The 23,001-nt window shown below is 47.1% G+C and carries 23 protein-coding genes; 7 read left to right on the forward strand and 16 right to left on the reverse strand.

Annotated features, from left to right (window positions below):
- The first annotated feature begins 168 nt into the window (after window positions 1-168).
- Window positions 169-1,473, forward strand: coding sequence for an outer membrane protein assembly factor BamB family protein (locus BP71_RS32010; RefSeq protein ID WP_496385711.1), 1,305 nt, complete (start codon window positions 169-171; stop codon window positions 1,471-1,473).
- A 37-nt stretch (window positions 1,474-1,510) separates the two neighbouring features.
- On the opposite strand, the gene BP71_RS32015 is transcribed toward BP71_RS32010, so the two are convergent.
- The 5 genes from BP71_RS32015 to BP71_RS32035 form a co-directional block, all read right to left on the reverse strand.
- The gene (locus BP71_RS32015) at window positions 1,511-2,152 is read right to left on the reverse strand and encodes a response regulator transcription factor (RefSeq protein ID WP_496385712.1); all 642 of its coding nucleotides are present in this window, start codon (window positions 2,150-2,152) and stop codon (window positions 1,511-1,513) included.
- Window positions 2,153-2,154: 2 nt separating this feature from the next.
- The gene (locus BP71_RS32020; RefSeq protein WP_496385713.1) at window positions 2,155-4,011 is read right to left on the reverse strand and encodes a sensor histidine kinase; all 1,857 of its coding nucleotides are present in this window, start codon (window positions 4,009-4,011) and stop codon (window positions 2,155-2,157) included.
- The gene (locus tag BP71_RS32025; RefSeq protein ID WP_496385714.1) at window positions 4,011-5,312 is read right to left on the reverse strand and encodes a glycosyltransferase; all 1,302 of its coding nucleotides are present in this window, start codon (window positions 5,310-5,312) and stop codon (window positions 4,011-4,013) included. Before BP71_RS32025 ends, BP71_RS32020 begins: the two co-directional genes overlap by 1 nt.
- A gap of 68 nt (window positions 5,313-5,380) precedes the next feature.
- Window positions 5,381-6,625 carry a hypothetical protein gene (locus tag BP71_RS32030; protein WP_496385715.1) on the reverse strand — a complete coding sequence of 415 codons (1,245 nt, stop codon included), beginning with the start codon at window positions 6,623-6,625 and terminating at the stop codon, window positions 5,381-5,383.
- A gap of 114 nt (window positions 6,626-6,739) precedes the next feature.
- The gene (locus BP71_RS32035) at window positions 6,740-7,120 is read right to left on the reverse strand and encodes a MarR family winged helix-turn-helix transcriptional regulator (protein WP_496385716.1); all 381 of its coding nucleotides are present in this window, start codon (window positions 7,118-7,120) and stop codon (window positions 6,740-6,742) included.
- Between the two features lie 145 nt (window positions 7,121-7,265).
- On the opposite strand from BP71_RS32035, the gene BP71_RS32040 reads away from it, so the two are divergent.
- Both BP71_RS32040 and BP71_RS32045 read left to right on the forward strand, forming a co-directional pair.
- The gene (locus BP71_RS32040; protein ID WP_496385717.1) at window positions 7,266-7,751 is read left to right on the forward strand and encodes a cupin domain-containing protein; all 486 of its coding nucleotides are present in this window, start codon (window positions 7,266-7,268) and stop codon (window positions 7,749-7,751) included.
- Window positions 7,752-7,863: 112 nt separating this feature from the next.
- Window positions 7,864-8,640, forward strand: coding sequence for a hypothetical protein (locus tag BP71_RS32045; RefSeq protein ID WP_496385718.1), 777 nt, complete (start codon window positions 7,864-7,866; stop codon window positions 8,638-8,640).
- A gap of 13 nt (window positions 8,641-8,653) precedes the next feature.
- Here BP71_RS32045 and BP71_RS32050 read toward each other — a convergent pair whose 3' ends face one another.
- The 5 genes from BP71_RS32050 to BP71_RS32070 form a co-directional block, all read right to left on the reverse strand.
- Window positions 8,654-9,502, reverse strand: a complete 849-nt coding sequence (locus tag BP71_RS32050; protein ID WP_496385719.1) for a helix-turn-helix domain-containing protein — start codon at window positions 9,500-9,502, stop codon at window positions 8,654-8,656.
- Between the two features lie 94 nt (window positions 9,503-9,596).
- Window positions 9,597-10,502: an alpha/beta fold hydrolase gene (locus BP71_RS32055; protein ID WP_496385720.1), complete on the reverse strand. Its 906-nt coding sequence runs from the start codon at window positions 10,500-10,502 to the stop codon at window positions 9,597-9,599.
- Between the two features lie 148 nt (window positions 10,503-10,650).
- Entirely contained in the window at window positions 10,651-11,433 is a 783-nt protein-coding gene (locus BP71_RS32060) for a hypothetical protein (RefSeq protein ID WP_496385721.1), read from the reverse strand.
- 175 nt (window positions 11,434-11,608) lie between these two features.
- On the reverse strand, window positions 11,609-11,932 hold the full coding sequence (locus BP71_RS32065; RefSeq protein WP_496385722.1) for a nuclear transport factor 2 family protein: 324 nt from the start codon (window positions 11,930-11,932) through the stop codon (window positions 11,609-11,611).
- 68 nt (window positions 11,933-12,000) lie between these two features.
- A complete protein-coding gene (locus BP71_RS32070; protein ID WP_496385723.1) occupies window positions 12,001-12,789 on the reverse strand; it encodes an SDR family oxidoreductase in 789 nt (262 codons plus the stop codon).
- Between the two features lie 129 nt (window positions 12,790-12,918).
- Here BP71_RS32070 and BP71_RS32075 point away from each other — a divergent pair, with 129 nt between their 5' ends.
- Window positions 12,919-13,284 carry a winged helix-turn-helix transcriptional regulator gene (locus BP71_RS32075; protein WP_496385724.1) on the forward strand — a complete coding sequence of 122 codons (366 nt, stop codon included), beginning with the start codon at window positions 12,919-12,921 and terminating at the stop codon, window positions 13,282-13,284.
- Window positions 13,285-13,294: 10 nt separating this feature from the next.
- Here the strand turns inward: BP71_RS32075 and BP71_RS32080 are convergent, their stop codons facing one another.
- Both BP71_RS32080 and BP71_RS32085 read right to left on the reverse strand, forming a co-directional pair.
- Window positions 13,295-13,843: a dihydrofolate reductase family protein gene (locus tag BP71_RS32080; RefSeq protein ID WP_496385725.1), complete on the reverse strand. Its 549-nt coding sequence runs from the start codon at window positions 13,841-13,843 to the stop codon at window positions 13,295-13,297.
- A 90-nt stretch (window positions 13,844-13,933) separates the two neighbouring features.
- The gene (locus BP71_RS32085; RefSeq protein ID WP_496385726.1) at window positions 13,934-14,620 is read right to left on the reverse strand and encodes a porin family protein; all 687 of its coding nucleotides are present in this window, start codon (window positions 14,618-14,620) and stop codon (window positions 13,934-13,936) included.
- Window positions 14,621-14,839: 219 nt separating this feature from the next.
- Between BP71_RS32085 and BP71_RS32090 the strand changes: the two genes are divergently transcribed.
- Window positions 14,840-16,477 (forward strand): ABC-F family ATP-binding cassette domain-containing protein, encoded by a 1,638-nt coding sequence (locus tag BP71_RS32090; protein ID WP_496385727.1) that lies wholly within the window; start codon window positions 14,840-14,842, stop codon window positions 16,475-16,477.
- A gap of 10 nt (window positions 16,478-16,487) precedes the next feature.
- Here the strand turns inward: BP71_RS32090 and BP71_RS32095 are convergent, their stop codons facing one another.
- The 4 genes from BP71_RS32095 to BP71_RS32110 all read right to left on the reverse strand — a co-directional run bounded on the left by BP71_RS32095 (window position 16,488) and on the right by BP71_RS32110 (window position 18,641).
- Window positions 16,488-17,414 carry a HipA domain-containing protein gene (locus BP71_RS32095; protein WP_496385728.1) on the reverse strand — a complete coding sequence of 309 codons (927 nt, stop codon included), beginning with the start codon at window positions 17,412-17,414 and terminating at the stop codon, window positions 16,488-16,490.
- Complete coding sequence (locus BP71_RS32100; protein ID WP_496385729.1) at window positions 17,407-17,742, reverse strand: HipA N-terminal domain-containing protein; 336 nt, start codon at window positions 17,740-17,742, stop codon at window positions 17,407-17,409. Before BP71_RS32100 ends, BP71_RS32095 begins: the two co-directional genes overlap by 8 nt.
- Before the next feature lie 4 nt (window positions 17,743-17,746).
- Window positions 17,747-17,947: a helix-turn-helix transcriptional regulator gene (locus tag BP71_RS32105; RefSeq protein ID WP_496385730.1), complete on the reverse strand. Its 201-nt coding sequence runs from the start codon at window positions 17,945-17,947 to the stop codon at window positions 17,747-17,749.
- 97 nt (window positions 17,948-18,044) lie between these two features.
- Entirely contained in the window at window positions 18,045-18,641 is a 597-nt protein-coding gene (locus BP71_RS32110) for a class I SAM-dependent methyltransferase (protein ID WP_496385731.1), read from the reverse strand.
- A gap of 141 nt (window positions 18,642-18,782) precedes the next feature.
- On the opposite strand from BP71_RS32110, the gene BP71_RS32115 reads away from it, so the two are divergent.
- The gene (locus tag BP71_RS32115; protein ID WP_496385732.1) at window positions 18,783-19,895 is read left to right on the forward strand and encodes a type II restriction enzyme NmeDI-related protein; all 1,113 of its coding nucleotides are present in this window, start codon (window positions 18,783-18,785) and stop codon (window positions 19,893-19,895) included.
- A 77-nt stretch (window positions 19,896-19,972) separates the two neighbouring features.
- Window positions 19,973-22,993 carry a type I restriction endonuclease subunit R gene (locus tag BP71_RS32120; RefSeq protein ID WP_496385733.1) on the forward strand — a complete coding sequence of 1,007 codons (3,021 nt, stop codon included), beginning with the start codon at window positions 19,973-19,975 and terminating at the stop codon, window positions 22,991-22,993.
- Window positions 22,994-23,001: the final 8 nt, after the last annotated feature.

Consider the following 23,001-nt stretch of genomic DNA (forward strand, 5'->3'; position numbering starts at 1 on the left):
TTTAATTGTTGAAACTCGGAAATGCCTGTGTCAGGAAACTTTTACTTGGAATGATCGTTCGGGATCAATCCAATCTTGTCATACGACAAGGTGAATCCATGTCGCAGAACAAGATCTAAATTTGTCGGATATCGTTCCTTTGCATGGAAAACCATCAATCATGGGGCGATGACGATAGGAACCAGATTAGTAGCAGTTTTCCTTTTCTCCACATTGCTTTCCTGCTATCCGGAGAGAATTACTACCCAAACTGACAAGGACGGGGTGGTCACAAGGATGCCGTCGCAATGGAAATCCGGTATTTCGGACGCCGTACTGGGTTATGGATTGTATCATGGCTATGTGATTGGCGGCAGAGGAGTGCTTTGTGTTTCCATGCGTAAATCTCCGGATCCGGGAGTTTATGGGGAGTTTTACCTTCAGTTAAAAGATGTAAATACGGGAGCAAACCTATGGACATGGGACGACTTCTACGATAAGACTCTGGTCAGGAGTTTGAACAGAAGTGTAGTCGTTTATGAAAATAAAATGATCCTGCATGACTTGTGGGCTGACTATTGCATTGATACGCAAACGGGAAAGACGGTCTGGAAAAACCAAAGAGGTTTCGGTTCAGCATCCGAGCTAACCAGTATTGAAGGGCAATATTTTATCGCCGGGCTATCTCCTGCGTCCAAGGCGCTGAACAAAGTGGATGACAGCATGTTCATGGGCGATTTCAGTACCGGAAAAGTGGAAGAAATAGTAAAACCATTGTATAGCAGCCAGTATGCCGTTTTCAATGGCCAAAGAACATATATTGGCAGCATATACCGCCATAAGGCATTCGTCCGGGGTGCTGAAAAAATGCTTCTGATCCCTTACGACGAGCTGGGTCCTCAGGTAAAATATAATAATACGCGCAGCTTCTTCGGACTCTATAATCTGTCTCAAAAAAAATGGGTTTACAGCAGGATGCCTTTGAGCATTGAAGAAGACGGAGGGGCTCCAAGCCTGATGCCGGTTATTGACAATGATAAGGTGTATCTCACTTCCCTCAATTCCGTAGGCTGTTTTGACCTGATGACCGGTGAGAGGTTGTGGCAACGCAGGCTAACCAACGAACATACAGGCTTCGGAGACATTATTAAGGTGGGAGATAAAATCGTGCTAAGCGGTCACGATAGTTTTTTGTACTGCGTGAACGCTGTCAGCGGATCCCAACATTGGACGAAAATATCCAGCGCGTTGTCGAGTGACATTTACCATCAGGACGGGATCATTTATGGAATCAGGGGGGATGTATTGCGTGCTTATGACCTTGAAAGCGGGAAAATGCTGTGGGACATGAGATCCCTGGATGACAAAGAGGAGAGGCGACCGGATTCCGAATATGGCGGATTTGTCACAGGTATTCCTGCCGCTTCCGGAAAAAAGGGGCGGATCTTTGCGACCACCAACCTGAATTTGTATTGTTTTGAAGCGATCAGGTGACGCGTCGAAGTGCTCCGGATGCCAGTTTGCATTTCCCTCATCCCCAACTCTGCTCCAAAGCAAATCGTAGCAAACTGTTCTTTCCCGTCAGATTCAGCTTTTTGGCAATATTCATCCGGTGGTTGGATACTGTTTTTTCGCTAATGAAGAGCTCATCGGCGATTTCCTTGCTGGATTTGTATTCCGAGATCATTTTCATGATATGTGTTTCCGAAGGCGTTAGCAGCGCTTTCAGGTCGTTTTTCGAATGCCGTTGCAGGGCCGATGTCTTTTTGAGGAGGTAAGCCGATATTTCAGGACTCAGGTAAAGATCGCCGTCTTTGGCTTTGTAAATGGCATGCACAATGTCTGAAACGGCATTTTCTTTGAGAACATAGCCCAATACACCGATTTCCAGCGCTTTCAGAAAGGGGGCCTTTTCCTTGTGCATGGTAAGGATAATGACGGGAAGATCCGGTTGGATATGAAGCATTTTTTCGGCGGCTTCCAGCCCGGTCATGCGCGGCATGTCGATGTCCAGGACAACGACATCCACATTGTGCGATTGGAAAGATAGCAGGGCTTCCTGACCATTTTTGGCACTGACGATCACTTTCAGATCCGCGTCCATTTCGATCACTTCTTTCAGCCCTTTCAGAAATATGGGGTGGTCGTCAGCAATCAGCAGCCTGATTTCCATGGTTAGTAAGGAATTTGGATTTTAATAATAGTACCGGTCGGCTTGTTGTCGAGGATCTCGATCTGGCCGTTAAGGATATTAAGCCGCTCGCGGATGCCAATCATCCCGAAGCCGCCTTTTTCCGTCGCCGCAGGTTCGATGCCTACACCGTTGTCCTCTATACGTATCGCTATCATGGCCTCTCCCGTAGTTATCTGAATTCGTGCTGCCGTAGCCTGTGCGTGTTTGAGAATGTTGTTGAAGCACTCCTGGACGATCCTGAAAACATTCATTTCATTGGTTTTGGTGAGCAAGTTGTCAAAGGTCTGGATTTCCGTTTCCAATTCAATCAGGCCCGTCTCTACTACATCTTCCAATAAGCTATGAAGCGATTGCGTGATACCCAGCAGTTCCAGGTGCAGCGGGCGCAGGTTATAGGAGATATTGCGGACCTCCTGAATGGCGTCCGTGACCATCACTTCTAGGTCTTTAAGCTGTTTTTCGCGCAGCTCAGGTTTCTCGGTATCTCTTTTGATCATCAGGACCTTGTTTTTGACCATCCCCAGACTTTGTCCAAGGCTGTCGTGCAACTCCGCGGCCACCCGCTTGCGCTCGCTCTCCTGTGAACCGATCAGTTGCTGGGAAAAAAGCATTGCCTGCGCGAGCGCCTCGGCCTGAGTTACTTCCTTCTCTTTTTTATAGGTGTTAAGCTTGTTGGCCAGCGCAAAGGAAAGGATAATGGCTTCGAGGGCAGAGCCGATCTGATAGGAACCCTCCGTGAACCAGTTTTCCGGAAGTATGGCCATGTCCTTCATCATAAAAATAAAAATGCCGACCAGTAATGTAGTGAAACCCATGAGGTAATACCTGGCTGGCTTGAATCCCTGTTTTAGCACAGCAAAACCGACCATATTTGAATACAAAAGGAAGAGGCCCACGGTGACCCAGTTGAGCTGAAAGCCCAGTAACAAGTAACCAGAAAGTGAAAGTACAATGATGGTGACACAGGAGAAGACGATCAGCCAGCCGAATTTTTTAAGCCGCGGGCAATAATAGCCCGTATTCAGGAAGGAGTTGGTGAAAAGCAACGCGAATATAAAAGCGAGGCCGCCGGTATAATTGGAATGATTGGCCTGAGGGAAATGCGGGACGATGAATTGCAGAAAATGCCCTTTGATGTAGCTGATATTCAAGGCTACAAAGAAAATGTAAAACACGTAGTACAGATAAGTGCGCTCCCGTATCGAGATGAATACGAACAGGTTATAAATGATCAGCGCGGCGATTAACCCGAAATAAAACCCGTGGGCAATGTCGTTCTCCTGGCTGTTTTCATAGATGTGCTGAATGGTAGAGATTTCAAGCGGCACACGTATAATGGAGTTGCTGCGTATGCGCAGATAGATGGTCGTAGTATCCTTTCTGACCAGGTTCAGCGGCAGGATCGTCTGGTTCGTGAGGACCGGCCGTTCGTGATAGGGCAATGCCGAACCGACGTTGGTGATGTGTTGAGTTATTTCGTCATAAGTGGGCCGTGTCTCAAGAAACAGGTCGACCTGTTTTAGAAATGGCGCTCTCACATGCAGAAACCATTCCTGCTGCGTTTTGCTGACCACACGTAATTTCAGCCAGAAAGTGGAAGCGCTCGGCCCGACGTTCAGGGTTGGCTGGGCGATCGGTTTAAATAATCCCGGATTGCCCTGTACGTCGCCTAATTGCAATTTATTGGCAGGGTCTTCCAGTACCAGTGCATTACGGCCGACCGGGTAATTGTCCTGCCCGTAATCCAGTTTGATTACGGGCGGTTCAATAGTCTGACCCATCGCGGTCAAAGCAGACAGCAAATATAAAATGGCTACGAATCGACCGGCGGGTAACATTATATCAGCTCAGGTGTTTTGATATCGAGAAGGTCATCAATGTATTGTTTACAAAGCGAATGAGGGTTATAATCTTTGAATTCCCTGCTGAGTTTTTTCACATTGTTTTTATAGCTACCGTCAGCCAGCACCTTTTCCACGCTGGCTTTGATTTGCGCAGGTGTCGGGAATTCAGTTTTAAGGTCGATCCCCATCTTAAAATAGCCGATCCTTGCATTGATCTCGTTTTTGCCCTCGTGAATACCCGCCGCGACCAGGGGCAGCTGATTTTGGATACCCAGCATTACACCGCCGTATCCTCCGTTGGTGACGTACACATCGCAATGCGGCATAATGTCATTAAAAGGAATAAAGTCGCGGATGACGATGTTCTCCTGCGGGTAGCGCGCCTGTAACTCGGGTGTGCCTGTGCCTCCCGTGGTCGCGATCACCAGCACGGAGGTGTCCTTAAATGCGTCGAGTGAGGGGACGAGGATCTTTTCAGGGTCTTTTTCCATCGTGCCTTGTGTAACCAGGAGCACCTTTTCATATTTTTCGAGTTGCTTTCCGAGGTCGGGAAGGCCTTTGCTGCCTTTTGCGAAGGGTAGCAATGGTCCCACGAAACGTACCTTTTTACTCAGATCCGAGCGGGTATATTCGAATCCGGGTGTGCCGCTTTGGAGGAGGAGATCTGTTTTTTTACACAAAACATCGAAGATATTGCCTTCGACCGGAACCATGCCATGCTCGCGGAAAAGCCCGGCGAAAATATTGGCGGCTTCGCGGAAGATGATCTTATCGGCGAAAAAGCGAAGGAAGTCCTGTTTTCTTCGGCCGAAGAAGCTATTGGAGGGCGTCATCGCCAACCCGGTAGGAGGAAGGTCCCTGGAAGTTTCGATGAGCGGGAGCACGCCTATCGATACCACTTTCTTGTTCAGTTTTTCCTTAACGAACGGCATACCGGTAAAAGCAATGTCGCTGATGAGCAGGTCGAACGACCACGACTCGTCAATCTCCCTGATATCTTCGTAGAATTCGGTTGATCTCAGGATGAATGCGGTTTTCAGGTCATATTTCAGCTTACCTACGGCCCCACGTATCTTGTCACGCTCCGGGAAATGGATGTGTACATTGTGCTGATTGAAATCGAGCGCCTTTTTGAAGGGGTAGTAGGGAATGCCGAGGCGGTCGATTTTTTCTTTGAAAATGCTTCCCGAATACCACCGCACATCGTGGCCGAGCGATTGCAGGTGCATGGCGATACCCGTCAGCGGGTTGAAATGGCCTTCGTAAGGCATGTTGGCAAAAAGTATTTTTTTCATGGCTAATTGGATTGATTTTGATGTTTGAAATAGATGTTTTTATCAATGATTGAGATACTGCCGCTGCGTTACAGCTGCCCGACCCGCTTGACGCGGAAAACCCCTCTGACAGACGCAGTACCTATTGAAATGGGCTGGGTGGCGGTGTTCATCCATCCGGCCGGCTGAACGACGAAGGTGCCTGTTGCCCAATCCTCGTCCGACAGATCTACCCGCACAGACCCGCCGCTGACGGTCGCTGATTTACCGTAGATATGCTGGTAAACCAGGTTCGGTTTGTTGAGGTTGAAGGCCACGTCGGCGCTTTTCGTCCAGTAGAACGTGCCTGACGGGGCGCCTTTCCAGCTCACGGAAGCGCTTTCGGTGCCATCTTTGCCAACAACCATATATCGCCCGCCGGTGCCGTTCACTCCGGCGGCGTACGTATGCCACGCACCGTTATCGATCTGTACGGAGAGACCTTCCGGCGCCACGAAAATGTTGCTTACCAGCCGGAGGTCCTTGTATTCCTGAGAGCCGTTTTTTATCGTTTTTTTGAGGGTCAGGGTTATGGCTGCGGGATTGGTGCTAGGTATTACCGCAGGCGCTGAATAGTTAGCGACGTTGCTGTTGCTTGTCAGGCTGCCCGCGCCGCTCAGCGTCCATTTGTCGATGAAGTCTGTGGGAATAAACTGTGGAAGTTCCACGAACAAGCCATCGGCATCTTTGGGCCCTTCGGGAATATAAGTGGTGGTGAGGCGCACGTTTTCGCCCGGATTCAGAAAGGCGCTGGCAGGGGTTATCTGCATAGTCGGAAACATGGCCCAGTCACTGAAATGCGTCGTTTCTATCGACAGGGTCCTTGCCGTGGTATCCAAACTTCTGGTCGCGGGAGATATCCAGATCCCCTTTTCGTTCTGGTAGCCGATTCGCATCAATACCGGGGCTGTTCCCACGAGGTCTTCCGGGCTGTACCGGAAGGTGACTATGGCAGGTTTCGCAAAATTGACACCATGTGGCAGGAAACGAAATGCCTTACCCGCGCCGGCGGGACAATTGTTGGTAATGCCCTGAATGGAAAAAGTCTGGGTAGCGCTCACTGCGCCAGCCGGAATGGCAACGCTGACGCGGTTGTCGGGGGAGGTGAGCACCCCGCCGGAAGGGCCGATTTGCGCGGTGATAATCGCTCCATCGGGAACGCCTATGGGTGTTACTGCTCCGGCAGACTGCCCGGAAGGCTCTTTTCCGGGGCCGAGGGGCTCTTTTTCTGTTTCGCAGCACAGGATCAGGCCGCTCAACGAGATAATCAGGATAGATTGGAAAAATGTTTTCATAGCTGATAGACTTTGTGATTTAGAAAATGTCTTTGCCTTTCGACATCACAAAATTACCAGCCCGAATACCCGCACGAAATGGAGGTTACCGCCCATTTTCATAGGTAGTACTGCTCATATTTGGGGAGAGGATTCAATCATTTTAAGCAGCAATACCCTGAGCAGTTTGTAGTTTTCTGCGCCTACTGCCTCTTCCCATCGTTGTTCGTAGCCGCGATTTATTTTTTGGGCTATTTTTTTCAATTGCTCGCCCTTGGGAGTCAGGATAAAAAGGACCGCCCGGCCATCATCCGGATCCTGGGTGCGATTCAGATATCCCAGGTTTTCTAACTGATAAACCAATGCGCTCATAGATTGCTTCGTCATGCCAGCCCGGTTTGCAAGAGAAGTTATGCGGGATCCTTTTTCGTCCAAATACTGAAAAATTAATCCATGAGAGGGTGTAATTTCTTCATATCCTTGTAATGCAAGCTCTTTATGAAGATTGGTGACCAATGAATCATATAATTGTCGCAGGAAAACTCCGGTGTTCGATTCTGACATGTGTAAAATATTTTTTCAAAAATAATCAGTTAAACTGACTAATATTCAAAAACATTATTTAATTTTGGTCAGTTAAACTGACTAAAATTAAATTAACATGGAAACGATGCAATCACAAAACGGGTTTAAATCCTCAGCGAATGCTGAAAACACGCGGGCCATTCCCGGTGCTGTATTTAATTTTCTTTCGATGGGCCACGAAACGGAAGGTAGACAGGCACTTATCAGGATTGTGGTAAACCGTGGGTCTGAGCCGCCCGCGCATACGCATTCACGGGAAGACGAGTCTTATTTTATTATCAAAGGAAGCATCCGTTACACGATCGGAGATCAGGTATTGACTGTCAATGAAGGGGAGTTTGTATACTTGCCGAAAGATGTGCCGCATCAATTTGAAATACAAACTGAGCAGGCGGAAGTGCTGATGTGGCTAAGTCCTGCCGGATTGGACCAATGGTTTTGGGACAACAGCGCGCCGGCACCGGATGGCATGGCGCTACCCAGCCCGGCAGGTCCGCCACCGCCGCACGTAATCGAACATTTCGTAAGCTCACTCCGGGATTACGGCGTGGAAATGATTTAGAATAATCACCGTTTGTTTGTCATAACAGTGGTTTGTTGCATTTTGCATTTCTGTATTTCCAACCTTTTTGCAGGGCATAAGTGTCTTGCATTCAAAGCTAAATCCTGGAATTATGAGAAAAATATTACGCCTCTTGTTACTTGGGCCGCTTTGGTTAGCGTGCCAGCCAAGCGATCCTTCCGAGTTTGGAATAGAGCCGGACTACGTGGCCTATGACGACGAAGCCCCGATGCTCAAAAAGACCTTTTGCAGCGACGCCAAATGCAAAGACCCGAATTATGAAGAGCGCTACACCTACAACGCAGATGGCAAATTAAGCAAAGTCGAGAATTTCGGCAGGGCCACTTCCGGAACCATGGAAATGCTATCCTATACCGACTATTTGTTTGATTCCAACGGCCTCATGACTCGGAAGATTCAGTACGGAAGGCATGCGGTACAGTCTGGTTGGGTGGCCCAATATGAATCGGAATTGGAATATCAGAATGGATTGCTTAAAGTTGAAAAGACCTATTTCAACCGGAATTCGCTGGAAGGAAAAGTGTTTACCGGAGCGGTGGAATATGAATATGAAGACGGCAAAAAAGTCGGCCAGAGGTGGACGGACGACCACAATAAATTCATTCGCCGCGTGCGGTATGGATACAGGAACGATGTCGTGAATCTGGAAACGTGGTATGACGACAAAGACAATGTGATCCGGATTTTTGAACACAAGTTTTCCGGGAACCGCAGGCAAATCGGCGAGTATCTGCTCAATTCAAAAGAGCTGCTCGCCATGATCGAAAAGACATACGATACAAAAGGAAGACTAGCCAGCCAGGAAACCAGAGTGCATAACCTACTCCTGTGCGCCATGACGCCTGGGCTGATCAAGTATAGTTATTAATGAAGCGGATTGATTATTTTAAGAAACTTGCCCTGAAGCCCGACGGCGATTCTCCGGTTTTTGCCATAAAAAGCCTGCTGAAATAAGCCGGGTCGTTGTAACCCAGGTCATAGGCGATTTCCTTGGCTGTGAGGGAAGTGTGCACCAATAATCGCTTTGCTTCCAGGATAATGCGGTTTTTGATCACCTCATTGGGCTGTGGCAGGCGCAGGCGGTTGAATTTGTGGGTGATCGTTTTCGGTGCCATGCATAGGAAATCAGCGTAATCGGCGACGGTGTGTTTGGATTTATAATGCTCGTCGACGAGCCGGGTGAATTTGCGGAAAAATTCCAGATCACTTTGTTGGTCGGTTACCGCATTGTCCAGATGCTGCCTTTTCCAGGAACGCGTTGCGCGGATGAGGAGCTGTTTGAGATAAGTCCGCATCATTTCTTCCAGCGAGCTGTCATTCAGCTTGAATTCCAGGATCATCTCTTTGAACAAACTTCCGAGAAATGCGATTTCGTCTTCGACAAGCTCCACTTTGGGCATGTTACGGATGTTATTGAACAACAGACCGTCACACGCAACTTCCTGATCGTGAATTTGAATGCAATAAAAATCGCGGTTGTAGAAGATGAAATATCCGCTTTCTGAGCCTGCTGCTTCTAACTCGAGATATTGATTAGGGCTGATAAAAAAGAGCGTCGGTTGCTGGGTTTCGTAGCATGCAAAATCTACCCTGAGCTTGTAACCCGCCGGGAGATAAAGGATCTTAATGTATTGCTTGTAAACTGGTCCATTGATGACGTCCGTCTGTTCTTCGCTTACCTGCAGCAGTCCCAACGTTTTTAAATTGTTGTTGAAAACGGTCGTACCCATGACTATATACGCTTGTAAATGATCAATTTTTTGAGTCTTGAAACGATTGAAAATCCCTGTGAAGTGCTGGGCGCTTCACAGGGATTTTCGTGTATTAGTTTCTTGCGAATTTTTCGAGCTCGGCGTTAAATTTATCCATTTCTTCCAGGAATAACGCGTGCCCGCCTTTCTCAAACCGAACGATGTAAGAACCTTTGATGCTTTTGTTCAGCTGTTCGGCCTGAGCGAAGTCACATAATTTGTCATTTATGCCATGGAATATCGCGACGGGTATTTTGATTTTAGCCAATTCAGGGCGCAGGTCGAGGCCGCGTAATGCACTGATGGACTGGGTGGTAGCGTAAGGAGAAGCTTCCAGGTTGATGCTTTCCAACCATTTCATGGATTCTGGTGAAAGCCCGCCTTCTTTTCCTTCAAAGGCTTTTCCCAAGCCTGCTATCAGTTGCTCCCGGTTCGTTTTAGTCTGCTTGATCAGGTCGGCTGCGCTCTGATCGGTGATGCCGTAAGGGTAACCTTCGCGTTGTTTCCATGACGGGCCGGTTGCGCCGAACAGAGCTAATTTTTTGATATGTGCAGCGTTATATTTCGTCACATAATGGAGCGTCACGGCGCTTCCCATTGAAAATCCTCCGAGTGTTGCATTCTCGATTTTCAGTTTTTCCAACACCACTTTGATATCGTCGGAGAAAGTGTCGAAATCGTATTTACCATATGGTCTGTCCGATTTCCCGAAACCGCGGAGGGAGATACCGATTACCCTGAACCCTTTCTCCACCAGATATTGGTATTGATATTGATACATGGCATTGTTCAGCGGCCATCCGTGAATGAGTACGACCGGCTGGCCTTCGCCGAGGTCGATTACGTGCAGTTTTACATTTTTCTCTACCTCGATATATTCTTCGCGTCCTGCGGATGCCGGCTTGCGAGTTTGTGCAAATAGGAATTGGCCTTGGATAAAAGTGAATACGAATGCGATCGTCAGTGCAATGGTTTTCATGAGAATGGTAAGTTTGACTTTTTGAGTTAATCCGCTAACCGTTAGTAGATTGTCGTTGTGTTTTGACAATGCAAAGTTGGCACGGAAACCAGGGTCAAAGAATGGATAAAAGTCCAAGCGCCTTGTACATTTTTCCCGGAAGGTGAAATTACTGTGCGTAGAAAGCTGCCAGTTGAGCTAATCGCCCTTTGACCAGCTCATTTTTCATCGGATCAAACCGGGCCACCTCCACATTGCCTTTGGTAACCACCACGTAAAACGGTTGCTTCAATCGGGCAGTCATGTGATAGATTGCGGCCAGCTCTGCGATATCCTCAGACCATGCCGCCGTAGCATATAAGGAAGGAAAAGGCGTCGTGGAAAGCTTTGCATAAACATCCGGTGCCAGGCTGATCGGTACCGGTTTACCGCTTCGGAAACGGGTTTGTTCCAGCAGGGGATCCAGGTATGGGTTGGCCGGTTTGTTCATCAAGCGCCAAATGCCTTTTGTAAACGACGTCGGCTCCACGACTACATTTGCTTCATCGGGATGCGGGGTAATCTCGTTGACCACATCGACAATATGCGTAGCCTCGTGCAAGAGTACGTAAACGATCGCGTCCATCTTGCCGGCTTCGACACGCACTTTGTAGCTGGAATCAGCTGTTGGCGTGAAGCAGGTATTCTCTTTCCGGGTCGCCCATTCTGATGCATTCTCATCCAGTAAGCTGCCCCGAAAAGTAATGTTAAACAGCTTCGGTACACCACCCGAATCCACAGGCGAGGTTAATGCGGTATTTGGCATGTTGTCCATAAAGCTGATGCTGTGCAAATGTTGTTTTAAAATCCGCTGGTGCAGAGGCGGCAACAGCGCAAAAGCGTTGCGCACTTCTTCTTTTTCGGCTGTCGTCAGCGTGCGGTTAACTGGCTCCATTCCAGCTTGGCGGAACATTTTGAACACGCTTTCGGGAGCAGCTCTTATCCGTTGCGAAGGCTCCGTTTTGTTCAAAGAATCTGCCTTTTGCGCGAAAGACAAAGTTGGGGAAAACAGCATGGTCAAAGCTGCAACTGTCCATGTTAACCGCAATTTTCTCGTCATATTTTTATTGAAAAATTAAAAAGTGGTATTAGCCAGTGATTTTCAACGAGCTGATCAATGCATTCTCGAAACCAAGATGATAATGCATAACTGCCGGACTGCCCGGGAACGTACCGCTAACTTCCACGGTGAGTTTTCCTTTTAAGCCGCTTTGCATGAAGTCAACGGGCTTCAACTGCATATTGTACTTTTCAGCCGCCTCCTGGATCCACTGCTTGATTTCCTCTCTCCCGGAATAGGACGAGCCTTCGTCGGAAACGGTTGCGTGTTCTGTAAAGTAATTGGTAAATGTGGTGCTGTCCAATTCGTTTTGAGCTTTGATAAAGCCTTCTATGTTTTCAGGAAGTTTCATGATTATTAAGATTTAAGTTGATTAAAAAAATGGTTTTTGTTCTAATAAAAATTTGGTAGAATGCCGGATCAAATCGTCGGAATAGTGCCGCCGTCGATCACATATTCGGTGCCGGTGAGGTAAGCCGCACGGGGTGAAACGAGGAAGCCGACGAGCTCCGCCACTTCTCCCGGCCAGGCCGCTCTGCCGAATGGAATGCCGCCTAATGCATCCATCACACTCTTAGCAGCCTGCTCGGTGGTGCCTCCTGAGCTTTCGGCAATGCGCTCCATCATCCGGGTAGATGCCGTGGTCATGATCCAGCCCGGCGAAACGGTAAGCACGCGCACGCCTTTCGGCGCGACCTCATTGGATAAGCTTTTACTATAATTGACCAAAGCTGCTTTTGCCGCTGCGTAGGGGAGCGTGGAGTCATATAAAGGCAACTTCGCCTGAATGGACGCAATGTGGATGATAACCCCTGCGCGCCGGTCGATCATGCCGGGCAGGAAGCCGCGGTCGAGCCGCACGGGCGCCAGCAGGTTGGTCTGGAATGAAGATTCCCAATGTTCGTCTGAAAGCACCGCAAAGCCGCCGCCTGGCGTTTCCGAGCCGCCCATATTGTTAACCAGAATATCCAGACGACCGAATTGATTGTGAATTTCACTAACCACTTTTTGCGTGCCTTCGGGTTTACTCAGATCTGCCGATATAAAATGAGCGCCGTTGCTATCATCCCCGGGCTTGTTTCTTGCCGTAATGATTACCGTCGCGCCCGCTTTCAACAGGCGGTCGGCGATGGCCTTTCCGGCGCCTTTGCTCCCTCCGGTTACCAATGCAATTTTGCCCGTCAGTTCGTTTTCAAAATTAAAGTCCATGTGCTTGCTGATTTTGTTTAGGACAAATTTCAGCACTATGCTACCCGCTGACAAGTACGGATTTACGATTCGGATAGGGACAAATTTATCCCTATTGAACCGCCAGACGCATATGTTTATATTTGCGATATGTACGAAAGAAAGACAATGCCTGACCTGAATTGCGGGCTCGACCTGATCGGTGAGGTGCTTTATGGCAAATGGAAAATGCGGCTTTTATGGTTTATCCACCAGGGCTTCCAGCGTCCCAGCGAGTTGCAGCGGAAAATTCCGGGTGCATCCCGGCGCGTGCTGAATGTGCAGTTGAAGGAACTGGAAAACCATGAGCTGGTCGGGAAAGTAATATACCCCGTCGTCCCGCCCAAGGTCGAATACTATCTCACCGATTTCGGCAAATCATTGATCCCTGTCATTGGCGCTATCGGAGAATGGGGCGACCAGCACGACCAGCGTTTGCGTACGCTTATCCAGAAAAACTTGCAGCCTGAGCATTAAACGGATATTACTACCTCGCATAACGATGCGCTACGCATCCGGATTTGAATGTGGTAGTATTAACCAGCTTTAAATCAAGTTTGTCGCCGAGAATATCGGTGTCGAGCAGGCGGCGGCCCTTTCCGGCCATGATCGGATGGACGACCAGATTGAATTCATCGATCAGGCCCGCTGCGATCAATTCAGGAAGCAGGCTCAGGCTGTCGACCGAAATCTTTTTTCCGGGAAGCAGTCTCAATTTCAGCAGTTCTTCCACCGGATTCGACCGGATAATCCGTGTGTTATGCTCGGCGTTTTCCAATGTCGTTGAAAATACCACTTTATCGATCGCCATTATTTTTTTCGCAAATCGAATTTCGTCCGCCGTACCCGACTGATTTTTAGCCACATCGGCCCAGAACGGGAACATCAGGCCATACATTACACGTCCGAAAAAAAGCAGGTCGACATCGTCCATCAGGTGCGTGAAATAGTCGTGCACTTCTTCGCTGGGGTTAAACAGGGTATGATCACAATAGCCATCAATGGTGATGTTCATGCCAAATGTTAATGTTCTCATAGCTTGCAATTTATGGTTAAGGATGTAGGTTAAAAGTAAGACACCTACATGGATTTGATGGAGGTAATCCGCGACAAAATAAAGGGCGTGTTAACGTCTCATCGGCACCAGCACGCCCAGGTTTACGGATACGCCGCGGTTGTACGTTTTCAGGTCATCAACCAACCGGCGGAGTCCGAGGTGATAACGTGCTTCACCGAAAACCTTGAAGGATTTGACAGGATAGGCAACTCCCAGACCGCCTGCAAGACCATAATCGAACGTCCTCTGCGCATAACCTTCATTCATCTTCACAACCCCCGACTCGTCCTTGGTAACGGCACCATCATATACGATTTTGGAAGTGTACTCCAACTTCATATCACCGACGCGATAACGAAGCTCAGGCCCGAGGGAAACAATGCCCTCCAATGACCCGATTTTCGGTTTCCATTGCAGCAAAACCGGGAGCTCGATGAAGTCCGACCGAAATTTGCCGGTTTCTCTGCTACTGATGATAACCCCGTTCAAAAGGCCTTCTGCCGAAGTCTTATATTGCGCCCCGCGCTGTGAAAAGCCCGGTTCAACCTGTATACTCAGCACAGAATTTATGGGTTTGTTGAAAAGCAATGCGACGTTCGCTCCGGCCCTGGCATCATACTCAAGAAGTGCCCCAGGTTTGAAATTGGCGAAATTGACACCTGCGCGAATACCTACCTGATACTGAGCCTGGGACTTCGCGGCCGAAACGAAGATGAGCGCTGCGATCAGCAAATGAAAGGACGTAGTGTTTTTCATAGATGACACGTTGAAGAGATGGCTAGTGATTATATAACGTTCGGTGACATATTACAATGTTCGGTATAAACTATGAATTTTCACAGCAAAAAATTTCCATTTAACTAGCCGGGGTTATAGCGCTTTGTGAATGGTTGAAAAGCATGCAGGGGCAAAATTTGACTTTTTTCGTTCTTTCAATCGTATCATCGTACCTTTGCGGCTTCAAAAAATGAGACGATGATTACAGTTGAGAATTTGGCCGTTGAATTTAGCGGTTCTGTCCTTTTTAGCGAGGTTTCCTTCGTTATTAATCCTACTGATAAAATTGCCCTGATGGGTAAGAATGGAGCGGGTAAATCCACAATGATGAAGATTATTGCGGGTGAACAAAAAGCCAATCGCGGCCATGTACGTGCGCCCAAAGACGCCGTGATCGCTTATTTGCCACAACACCTGCTCACCGAGGATAACTGTACCGTTTTCGAAGAAGCCGCCAAAGCATTCAAACAGGTTTTTGAAATGCGTGCCGACATGGAAAAACTGAATCTTGCGCTCGAAACCCGCACGGATTACGAGAGCGATGAATATATGGCAATCATCGAACAGGTTACCGAGTTGGGTGAAAAATATTACCAGCTGGAAGAAGTCAATTATGACGCCGAGGTTGAGAAAGCCTTGAAGGGATTGGGATTCAGGCCGGAAGATTTTCAGCGGCAAACCAAGGAATTCAGTGGAGGATGGCGCATGCGCATTGAACTTGCCAAAATATTATTGCAAAAGCCGGACCTTATTTTGCTCGATGAGCCTACCAACCATATTGACATCGAATCCGTAATGTGGCTGGAAGATTTTTTGGTGAATAAATCCAATGCAGTAATGGTGATATCCCACGACCGTGCCTTCATCGACAATATTACCAACCGGACCATTGAAGTGACCATGGGCCGGATTTTTGACTATAAGGCCAATTATTCGCATTACCTCGTGCTGCGTGAGGAACGCAGGTCGCATCAGCTCAAAGCGTATCAGGAACAGCAGAAAATGATTGCTGATAATATGCAGTTTATCGAACGCTTTCGCGGGACATATTCCAAAACCAACCAGGTTTCCTCCCGCGAACGCATGCTGGAAAAGCTGGAAATTATTGAAATCGATGAAGTTGATAACTCATCCCTGAAACTTCGTTTTCCACCTTCGCCACGGTCGGGAGACTATCCTGTTACCGTGAAAGATGTTTCAAAATCCTACGGAGATCAGGTAGTATTTAAAAATGCCAGCATGACGATTTCAAGAGGAGAAAAAGTCTCGTTTGTTGGCCGGAATGGGGAAGGTAAATCGACGATGATCAAGGCTATCATGGGCGAGATAGCTGTTGACGGAACCTGCCAGCTTGGCCATAATGTCAAGGTCGGCTATTTTGCGCAAAACCAGGCATCGTTATTAGATCCTAACCTTACTATTTTTCAGACGGTAGACGAGGTTGCAGAAGGCGATGTAAGAACCCAGATCAAGAATATTTTGGGTGCCTTTATGTTTCAGGGCGAAGACATCGACAAGAAAGTAAGTGTATTGTCGGGTGGAGAAAAAACGCGCCTTGCCATGGTGAAGTTGCTTCTGGAACCTGTAAACCTGTTGATTCTCGATGAGCCTACGAACCACCTGGATTTAAAGTCGAAGGATGTTTTAAAAGAAGCACTCCGGAACTTTGATGGAACACTGGTACTGGTGTCTCACGATCGTGATTTTTTGCAAGGTTTGTCTCAAAAAGTCTTTGAGTTCAAAGACAAACGGGTGATCGAGCATTTCGAGACTATTGATGCGTTTTTGGAGCGGAATCGGATCAAGAGTATTGCGGATTTGCAATTGGCGAAGTAGGGTTTCATGCTTACAAAATCCTGATTTTGCCATCCCAAATTTCCATATACCGCTGTTTCCAATCCTCCGGCAAAAAAGAAGATCGTATTACCCCCTCCACTTTATCCTTCGCACCCGCAAATTTTGCGTAGATATTGGAAACAGCCTTTTCCGGCAGACTGAGGCCCTTCGCGAAAGTGTCAAAGTCTGCTTTGGAGATTTTCCTTTTCCTGCCATTTAAAGTAAGTGCCAGCTCATCAGCATCGTCTGGAAATATCAGATTGACGTTAAGCAGGTCATACGCTGGTGAAAGGGAAATTGTACGATCTGTGTGATGAATCACTGAGAAGTTCTTTAAATGCATGTCATTGTTGCCAGTGAGATAGCAGAACAACACCAATTCAAAGAAATTGAGCGTATCCAGACCTTTATTAGTGCAGTACTGAGCGATCAGCTTACCAATCTTCTCATAGGATCCTTTGTATTTCTGTTCCGTCAGGAAGCCGGAAATCTGACAGAAATCCTCAATATGTATCTTCTGGCCCTTGTTACGGTCGAAACGTTTGGCGATATAGGCAAGCTTGCCTTCGCTCGTTGGGATTAGCGCATGTTGGCAGGTTCTGATTTTAAACAGCTCTGCCAAATGCATGGTCAAATCCTCGGTCTCAGGCATAAATTGGAATTCGTCATGCTGTGGTTTCAGGATGTATCGCCCCCATAAACCAACGATTGTCAATCTTTCGCCTTCAACTTCCTTTTCCAGATCCACTGATAGTTTAGGCTGAACCCCTGTAACTGCAATGCGCTTGTTAACTGTCCTGGTGGCCAGCTCATTCAGTACTTTTTTGTCGAGATACAGTTCGGGGAGGGTGGTGGTACCAAAGAATTTCTTGCAGCACCGGGCATGATACTGTTGGTCATCTTCTGAATTTTGGTAGCAAAACAGGCATTTAGACATCGGCCACCTCCTCCTGCGGTATAATGCTCACAGCTCCGATCGCGTCCCGGCACAAAGCCAGTAGCAGCTCGAAACGATCATTTCCTTTTAGTTTCCAATAGTTCTGCGCCACGTTCAACAGCCAGCCCTCAGGAATAAGTCCATCGAAGAACGGGAACAAAATGCGGCTTTCGAATGCTTCGCTTTGTAATGGCAAAGTCAGGCTTACAGGCATAGCACCAATGTATGATAGGTAGGCATCATCGTACACATACGTATAGCCTTCGTCAGTCTCGGTCAGATAGCCCGCGAGCTTCTCTTGGTAATAAACAAGTGCTTGTTTGGCCATAACGTCAAGATTCAAGATCAACTACTCCAACCTGTTTGCCAAACAATATCAACACCTGATTCACTTTATCAAGCCGCAACGTTTCTTTACCTTGTTCGAGATCACGGATAAATCGTAAGCCGACACCGGCCTTGGAAGCTAGCTCGCTCTGTGTCAGTCCGACCGCCTTGCGCCGTTCTTTTAAGAATAATGAGAAGTTAGACATACTATACCCTTTGGGGTATAAATATATAAAAACATCACTTATTATACTAGATCGGGTATAAAATTGGTTATTGTGATTGTTTTATACCCGTTCGGGACTATCTTCTTATTTGCTCCACTTTAACCGCATGATAGTAATGGTTCTCCCCCTCATCTTCAAATTCCTCGATGAGCGACAGTCCCGATGCAGCTAGTAACTCTTTGTATCGCTCCGCTCCAAGCGAAACCGATTCTATTTCTGTAATGGCATCGTTCCATTTCATTTTTTGAGAGGGGGCCGTAAACAAGAGCTTTCCGCCAGTGGACAGCGCATTTGCCATTTTTTGAATCACAACTTCCTGCGTTTTTTCAGGCAAAAGGAACAGAAGGCCCCAGGCAATGATAGCATCGAACTGCCGACTGAAAAATGCGGAATCTTCTACGGCTTCACAGGCGACGGGACTGTTTGCGAAGTTCTGCTTGAAAATTTGAACCATCGAAGGTGAGGCGTCAACCCCATAAACGGTCGAGCCTTCATCTATCAATGCCTTCGAAATCGGGTCGCCTATACCACAACCTACATCCAGCACTGTGGTATTCAGAGGTAGTGACCTCGCCCAGTTCCGAACTGATGACGCGCCGACTCCATCGATGCCCTTGGAGCGACAGCGAATGAATGTTGTGGCGTTGGTTTCGTATCCGTTTGATTTGTCCATGGGGGTAGTCTACTTTGGATTTAAACATATCATTAGGAAAGCGCAAACGTGCAGAAATTTACGTGTTAGGCTCCACCTTAGTTGCATTCTTAGCTTGTCAAATAGCTTATTTGCGGCTATCTTGTTGGTTTGAATACTCGAATGGCTTACTACATCACCCTATTTTCTCCGGATACCTACGATACGTTTACGAAAACCGAGCGATCGATCTCCGGTTTTCGTGAGTCTCAAAAGACGCAGGCAAATGCCATTAAAAAAGGCGACAAGCTCATTGCTTATGTGACCAAAATATCCCGCTGGGCCGGCATCCTGGAAGTTACGGGCGACTATTTCATCAGCAATACGCCCGTTTACAGCTCTGAGGATGACATTTATACACTGCGGTTCCCGGTCAAGGAAATCGTGTGGCTTCCACTCGATCAGGCGCTTCCGGTGGATGAAGAGGAATGTTGGGCCAGCCTTTCTTTTACTAAAAATTTGCCCAAAAAGAGCGTTGCATGGACCAATATGGTGCGGGGAAACTTGCGCCGCTTTGAAGAGGAAGATGGGAATTGGATCGAATCCTATTTAAAAAAACAACTATCAACCCCCAAGCATTTTCCGCTCAGTGAAAGTGATAACCGGAAGCTGGTCACGTTGACCGTCAAAACGCAGGAAAGTAAGGAAGTCGAAGTGTCGGTGCCGACGAAGGAAGAACAGGAATTCACTCCGAAGTCTGAAAAAGATGACGTTCGCGAGTCGATCCGGGTTCAGGCAATGCTATCAAGGATTGGCGAAAGAATGAAGTTGAAAATCTGGCTGCCGAAAAGCGACAGGCAAAGAGTACTGGCAGTTTGGAAACCTGAAACCGACTCACTCCTTACCACCCTGCCATTGAATTATGATACCATCACGCTTCGAACCATTGAAAATATCGATGTACTCTGGATCAAAGGCCGGTCGATCGTTCGTGCTTTTGAAGTGGAACATACGACTTCCATCTATTCCGGCATCCTCCGAATGGCCGATCTGATGGCCCTGCAACCCAATCTCGACATCAGCGCCCACATCGTAGCCCCAGCCGAGCGGCGCGAAAAGGTGCTACAAGAAATCTCCCGGCCGGTTTTCGCGCTTTTAGAGAAAGGGCCTTTGAAAGAGTCTTGTACTTTTATTTCTTATGAAGCGGTTACGGAATTGTCTTTGGAGAAGAGGCTTGAATATATGAATGATAAGGTGCTGGATGAGTATCAGGAGCGGGCGGGGGATTTGGATTGATGGCAGCTTTTTACCTGGACTAAAAATAACTTTCGGTTTAAAAAGCTAAATTTGGCCGAATCGCGAACCGAACCTGAATGAGCAAGGAAAACCAAATCGAAGAGAGTTTGATCGAGCAGCTAGATGGGCTTAAATATGTCCATCGGCGTGATATTATTGACAGAAAGACACTTGAATCGAATTTCAGAACCAAGTTTGAAGCGCTCAATCGGGTCAGGTTAACCGAGAATGAATTTTTACGCCTCCGAGAAGAAATCATTACTACCGACATTTTCAAGGCTTCCAAATTTTTACGCGAAAGGCAATACTTTCAGCGGGAGGATGGTACGCCACTTCATTACACCCTGGTGAATAACAAGGAGTGGTGCAAAAACGATTTTGAGGTCATCAATCAATTGCGCATCAATACGGAGAACAGTCATCAGAGGTTTGACGTCATTCTGTTGATTAATGGCCTGCCGCTTGTTCAGATCGAATTGAAGGGTCTGGAAATTTCACCACGAAAAGCAATGCAGCAAATCGTGGACTATAAGAGCGACCCCGGTAATGGTTATGGGAATTCCCTGCTTTGCTTCATGCAATTATTCATTGTCAGCAACAGGACAAACACCTACTATTTTGCTAATAACAGAAATCAGCATTTTGCTTTCAATGCAGACGAGCAGTTTCTACCAGTTTATCAGCTTGCAGATGAAAGCAACAAGCGGATTCCTCATCTTCAAGATTTTACTGAGGTGTTCCTGACCAAGTGCACGCTGGGCGAAATGATCAGTAAATACATGGTGCTCGTGGAAAGCGAACAGAAATTGCTCGTAATGCGGCCCTATCAGATTTATGCTGTGAAAGCCATCATGGATTGCATTAACCAAAATCGCGGCAACGGATATATCTGGCACACGACTGGAAGCGGAAAAACCTTGACATCCTTCAAAGCATCTACGCTACTGAAAGACAATAAGGATATTGAAAAATGCCTTTTTGTGGTGGATCGGAAGGACCTCGACCGGCAAACCCGCGAGGAGTTCAACAAATTTCAAGAAGGCAGTGTGGAGGAGAATACCAATACCGAAACGCTGGTTAGACGGTTACTGTCCAGCGATTATGCCGACAAGGTGATTGTTACCACCATTCAAAAATTGGGATTGGCGCTGGATGATTCCAGCAAACAGAATTATAAAGAGCGTTTGCAGCCCTTGAGTCAAAAGCGTGTGGTATTCATTTTTGACGAATGTCACCGTTCTCAGTTTGGTGACAATCACAAAGCGATTAAGGAGTTTTTCCCGAATGCGCAATTATTTGGCTTTACCGGCACACCGATTTTTGAAACCAACGCGACCTACATTATAAGGGAAGGTGAGGAAGCAAAATATAAAGAAACCAAAGACATTTTTGAGAAACAGTTACATGCTTACACGATAACCCACGCCATTGAAGATCGAAACGTTCTGAAATTTCATGTGGACTACTTTAAAGGGAAGGGAACTCAAACCCTTCGAGTTGGCGAACAGGTCGCACGTCAGGCAGTTGTTGACGCCATTTTGGCAAAGCATAATGACGCAACCAATTCAAGGCGCTTTAACGCGGTGCTAGCAACCGGATCCATCAGCAATGCAATAGAATATTATCAATTGTTTAAAGAAACTCAGATTGCTCGTCTGGCAAAGGACCCTGAATTCCAGCTACTGAATATTACTTGCGTGTTTTCTCCGCCCGCTCAATTGATCGCAAAAGAAGGTGATAAGCAAAGCCAAAAGAATGCTGCGGACGTGAAGCAGTTGCAGGACGATTTGCTACAAGAAAAGCAGGATAACCAAACCAACCCCGAAGAAAAGAAAACAGCACTTACGGAGATTATTGCCGACTACAACAAGCAGTACAGCACGAATCACACCATCAACGAATTTGATTTGTACTACCAGGATGTACAAAGGCGCATTAAAGACCAAAAGTACAGCAACCAGGATTACCCGCACAAAAACAAAATCGACATTACGATTGTGGTTGATATGTTGCTCACTGGGTTTGACTCCAAGTACCTGAATACTTTGTATGTAGATAAAAACCTCAAATATCACGGTTTGATACAGGCATTTTCCCGAACCAACCGTGTACTGAACGATACCAAGCCTTATGGTAACATTCTGGATTTTCGTTCTCAGCAGGATGCTGTAAACCAAGCTATTGCATTATTCTCGGGCGAAGAAAATGAAGGAAAAGCCAAAGAAATATGGATGGTAGACCCTGCACCTGTTGTTATTGATAAATACCAGAAGGCGGTGAAAACGCTCGATGCATTTATGCATGAACATAATCTTTCAGCCGAACCAGAAGAAGTGTACAATCTGAGAGGCGATGCTGCACGCGCCACTTTCGTCAAGAACTTTAAGGAAGTTCAGCGACTTAAAACCCAGCTAGACCAATACACAGACCTGGACGCAACACAGAAGTCCAGCATTGAGAAGATTCTTCCAAAGGAAACTTTGCAGGAGTTTAGAAGCTCGTACATCGAGACTGCGAAACAACTCAGAAAAATACAGCAAGACCAAGGCGAAGAAACACCCTCCGTAATTCAGGAGCTGGATTTTGAGTTTGTGCTATTTGCATCCGCTATTATCGACTACGACTATATTATGAAGCTTATTGCCGATAACACGCAAAAGAAACCGGCAAGACAGAAAATGAGCAAGGAACAGGTGATCAGTTTGCTTCGCGCCAATGCCAACCTGATGGACGAGCGGGAGGATTTGGAGGAGTACATTAATAGCCTTGACTGGAACAGCGGACAAAATGTAGATACGCTACAAAAAGGCTACGAAAGTTTCAAGACCGATAAAAGCTATAAGGAGCTGACTACAATAGCCCAAAAGCATGGATTGGAAACGGCGGCCTTGAAAAGTTTCGTCGACGGAATTATGAGTCGGATGATTTTTGATGGTGAGAAGCTCACGGACTTTCTCGAACCACTTGAATTAAGTTGGAAAGAACGAAGAAAACAAGAGCTTGCTTTAATGAGGGACTTAGTGCCTCATTTAAAGAAAATTGCCGAAGGAAGGGAGATTAGTGGATTGAAAGCCTACGAGCAATACCCTGATGCATAAAATACTAT

This window comes from Dyadobacter ginsengisoli DSM 21015 (genome assembly GCF_059568735.1).

What these genes read in the sequence shown, in the direction of transcription:
- BP71_RS32115 (WP_496385732.1), top strand. Translation starts at nt 18,783, where the DNA reads ATGGCTTACTACATCACCCTATTTTCTCCGGATACCTACGATACGTTT.
- BP71_RS32055 (WP_496385720.1), bottom strand. Translation starts at nt 10,502, where the DNA reads ATGAAAACCATTGCACTGACGATCGCATTCGTATTCACTTTTATCCAA.
- BP71_RS32090 (WP_496385727.1), top strand. Translation starts at nt 14,840, where the DNA reads ATGATTACAGTTGAGAATTTGGCCGTTGAATTTAGCGGTTCTGTCCTT.
- BP71_RS32070 (WP_496385723.1), bottom strand. Translation starts at nt 12,789, where the DNA reads ATGGACTTTAATTTTGAAAACGAACTGACGGGCAAAATTGCATTGGTA.
- BP71_RS32100 (WP_496385729.1), bottom strand. Translation starts at nt 17,742, where the DNA reads ATGGCCAAACAAGCACTTGTTTATTACCAAGAGAAGCTCGCGGGCTAT.
- BP71_RS32105 (WP_496385730.1), bottom strand. Translation starts at nt 17,947, where the DNA reads ATGTCTAACTTCTCATTATTCTTAAAAGAACGGCGCAAGGCGGTCGGA.
- BP71_RS32075 (WP_496385724.1), top strand. Translation starts at nt 12,919, where the DNA reads ATGTACGAAAGAAAGACAATGCCTGACCTGAATTGCGGGCTCGACCTG.
- BP71_RS32045 (WP_496385718.1), top strand. Translation starts at nt 7,864, where the DNA reads ATGAGAAAAATATTACGCCTCTTGTTACTTGGGCCGCTTTGGTTAGCG.
- BP71_RS32015 (WP_496385712.1), bottom strand. Translation starts at nt 2,152, where the DNA reads ATGGAAATCAGGCTGCTGATTGCTGACGACCACCCCATATTTCTGAAA.
- BP71_RS32040 (WP_496385717.1), top strand. Translation starts at nt 7,266, where the DNA reads ATGGAAACGATGCAATCACAAAACGGGTTTAAATCCTCAGCGAATGCT.
- BP71_RS32060 (WP_496385721.1), bottom strand. Translation starts at nt 11,433, where the DNA reads ATGTTCCGCCAAGCTGGAATGGAGCCAGTTAACCGCACGCTGACGACA.
- BP71_RS32030 (WP_496385715.1), bottom strand. Translation starts at nt 6,625, where the DNA reads ATGAAAACATTTTTCCAATCTATCCTGATTATCTCGTTGAGCGGCCTG.
- BP71_RS32110 (WP_496385731.1), bottom strand. Translation starts at nt 18,641, where the DNA reads ATGGACAAATCAAACGGATACGAAACCAACGCCACAACATTCATTCGC.
- BP71_RS32080 (WP_496385725.1), bottom strand. Translation starts at nt 13,843, where the DNA reads ATGAGAACATTAACATTTGGCATGAACATCACCATTGATGGCTATTGT.
- BP71_RS32020 (WP_496385713.1), bottom strand. Translation starts at nt 4,011, where the DNA reads ATGTTACCCGCCGGTCGATTCGTAGCCATTTTATATTTGCTGTCTGCT.
- BP71_RS32010 (WP_496385711.1), top strand. Translation starts at nt 169, where the DNA reads ATGACGATAGGAACCAGATTAGTAGCAGTTTTCCTTTTCTCCACATTG.
- BP71_RS32120 (WP_496385733.1), top strand. Translation starts at nt 19,973, where the DNA reads ATGAGCAAGGAAAACCAAATCGAAGAGAGTTTGATCGAGCAGCTAGAT.
- BP71_RS32025 (WP_496385714.1), bottom strand. Translation starts at nt 5,312, where the DNA reads ATGAAAAAAATACTTTTTGCCAACATGCCTTACGAAGGCCATTTCAAC.
- BP71_RS32085 (WP_496385726.1), bottom strand. Translation starts at nt 14,620, where the DNA reads ATGAAAAACACTACGTCCTTTCATTTGCTGATCGCAGCGCTCATCTTC.
- BP71_RS32095 (WP_496385728.1), bottom strand. Translation starts at nt 17,414, where the DNA reads ATGTCTAAATGCCTGTTTTGCTACCAAAATTCAGAAGATGACCAACAG.
- BP71_RS32065 (WP_496385722.1), bottom strand. Translation starts at nt 11,932, where the DNA reads ATGAAACTTCCTGAAAACATAGAAGGCTTTATCAAAGCTCAAAACGAA.
- BP71_RS32050 (WP_496385719.1), bottom strand. Translation starts at nt 9,502, where the DNA reads ATGGGTACGACCGTTTTCAACAACAATTTAAAAACGTTGGGACTGCTG.